The organism is Streptomyces capoamus (genome assembly GCF_014654935.1).
Lineage (GTDB): Bacteria > Actinomycetota > Actinomycetes > Streptomycetales > Streptomycetaceae > Streptomyces > Streptomyces capoamus.
Genome location: NZ_BNBF01000007.1, coordinates 147,011 through 149,209 on the forward strand (window position 1 = coordinate 147,011; position 2,199 = coordinate 149,209).

2 protein-coding genes and 2 pseudogenes are annotated in these 2,199 nt (G+C 68.6%); all 4 read right to left on the reverse strand.

Translation table 11 applies throughout. The features are described 5' to 3' along the window. Nucleotides 1-733: pseudogene (locus IE312_RS39910) on the reverse strand (sodium:solute symporter family protein); the annotation flags it as partial. Beyond that, nucleotides 730-993, reverse strand: coding sequence for a DUF3311 domain-containing protein (locus IE312_RS13695; protein ID WP_189981531.1), 264 nt, complete (start codon nt 991-993; stop codon nt 730-732). The gene IE312_RS13695 and the pseudogene IE312_RS39910, both read right to left, overlap by 4 nt. A gap of 123 nt (nt 994-1,116) precedes the next feature. Continuing rightward, nucleotides 1,117-1,878, reverse strand: a complete 762-nt coding sequence (locus IE312_RS13700; protein ID WP_189981533.1) for a GntR family transcriptional regulator — start codon at nt 1,876-1,878, stop codon at nt 1,117-1,119. 199 nt (nt 1,879-2,077) lie between these two features. After that, nucleotides 2,078-2,199 (reverse strand): annotated as a pseudogene (locus IE312_RS39915) (glucosamine-6-phosphate deaminase); the annotation flags it as partial.

Here is a 2,199-nt window from a genome sequence, read left to right on the forward strand (position 1 = left end):
GGGGCTCTCCGGTGGCCTTGTTCACCTGGCTGAAGGCGTGACCCGCCTTGGCGAAGATGTCGTCGAACCCGCCCAGCTTGATCGGGATGTAGATGATCGCCACCGCGATCACGAGGTAGATCAGCGCGTCCTTGACGAACGCGATCAGGGCGGGGGCGCGCAGGCCCGACGAGTAGGTGTAGGCCGCCAGCACGCCGAAGGCGATGAGCAGCGGCAGGTCCTTGACGAACCAGTTGGTGTTCTCGCCGCCGCCGACGCCCATCACGTCCAGCACCGCCTGGATGCCGACCAGCTGGAGCGCGATGTACGGCATGGTCGCCAGGATGCCGGTCACCGCCACCGCCAGCGACAGGCTCTTGGAGCCGAACCGGCCGCGCACGAAGTCGGAGGTGGTGACGTACCCGTGCCGGTGCGAGACCGACCACAGGCGCGGCAGGAAGGTGAAGATCAGCGGGTACACCAGGATCGTGTACGGCACCGCGAAGAAGCCGGACGCGCCCGCCGCGTAGATCGCCGCCGGTACGGCGACGAAGGTGTAGGCCGTGTACAGGTCACCGCCGAGCAGGAACCAGGTGATCCAGGTGCCGAACGACCGGCCGCCCAGGCCCCACTCGTCCAGGGAGTGCTCGTTCTCGGCCCTGCGCCAGCGCGCGGCCAGGAAGCCCATGACCGTGACGGCCAGGAAGAAGAAGATGAAGACGCCGAGCGCGACGCCGTTGACGCCGTCCTTCACTTCGCCGCACCCCCGTCCGCGCCCTTGCGGGAGCGCTGGTCACGCCGCCAGAGCTGGTACGCCAGCATGGTGAGCGCGGTGGAGATCAGCACCCAGAGCATCTGGTACCAGTAGAAGAACGGGATCCCGATGAACGCGGGATCGGTCTTGGCGTACGAGCCGACCCACAGCATCGCCACGAAGGGCGCGATCAGACACAGGGCGATGATCACCCGGCCCGGTGTCACCACCGGTGGTCTCACTTCAGGCGTTTCGGACATGCCACGGCTCCGTCCCCTCGCTGATCACCTGTGTCACGGGCAGGCAATCTAGGTGACGCCGTCGCGGGAGTGGAAGACCTCGTCCGCGTATCGGTATATCGATTCAGCGAACGTGCCCGCGGGTCACTCCACGGGCCGCTTCAGCCGGGCCACGAACTTGTACCGGTCCCCGCGGTACACCGAGCGCACCCACTCCACCGGTCCGCCCTCACGGTCCAGCGAGTGGCGCGAGAGCATCAGCATCGGCAGGCCCACGTCGGTGCCCAGCAGACCCGCCTCGCGCGGGGTGGCCAGGGAGGTCTCGATGGTCTCCTCGGCCTCGGCGAGGTGGACGTCGTAGACCTCGGCCAGCGCGGTGTACAGGGAGGTGTACTTCGCCAGCGAGCGCCTGAGCGCCGGGAAGCGCTTGGCGGACAGGTGGGTGGTCTCGATCGCCATCGGCTCGCCGTTGGCCATGCGGAGCCGCTCGATGCGCAGCACGCGCCCGCCCGGGGTGATGTCGAGCAGCTCGGCGAGCCGGTCGTCGGCGGTGATGTACCCGATGTCCAGCAGCTGTGAGGTCGGCTCCAGGCCCTGGGCGCGCATGTCCTCGGTGTAGGAGGTCAGCTGCAGGGCCTGGGAGACCTTGGGCTTGGCCACGAAGGTGCCCTTGCCCTGGATGCGTTCCAGCCGGCCCTCCACCACCAGCTCCTGCAGGGCCTGGCGCACCGTGGTGCGGGAGGTGTCGAACTCGGCGGCCAGCGTGCGCTCCGGCGGGACCGGTGTGCCCGGCGCCTGGGTCTCTGTCATGTCGAGCAGGTGCTTCTTCAAGCGGTAGTACTTGGGCACGCGCGCGGTACGGGTGGTGCCGGTCTCGTTCTCCGCACTGCTGACGTCGGTGCTCATGCTCTGCCTTCCCGGCTCCGGATGCCGAAGCGACCGACATCCCCGTCGGCCACGGCCCATCGTGGCACGGGTTGTCGTCCCAGCACTCCACCCCGCACGCTCCGTGATCTCCTCTATATACCGTCGCACCCGCTGCTGGTCTAGTCCATCGTGAGGGTGAGCGTTCCCCACGGTCCCGCGGGCGCGACGGCGGCCGGGGTCAGATGCCCTGCCAGGCCGGCTTGCCGGCATAGGTGTGGCGGAAGTAGTCGGCCAGCTTCAGCTTGGACGCGGCGGCCTCGTCGACGACCACCGTGGCGTGCGGGTGCAGCTGGAGCGCGG

Bases quoted from the DNA above. Each gene is read 5' to 3' on its own strand.
- IE312_RS13695 (WP_189981531.1), bottom strand. From the start codon at position 993: ATGTCCGAAACGCCTGAAGTGAGACCACCGGTGGTGACACCGGGCCGG.
- IE312_RS13700 (WP_189981533.1), bottom strand. From the start codon at position 1,878: ATGAGCACCGACGTCAGCAGTGCGGAGAACGAGACCGGCACCACCCGT.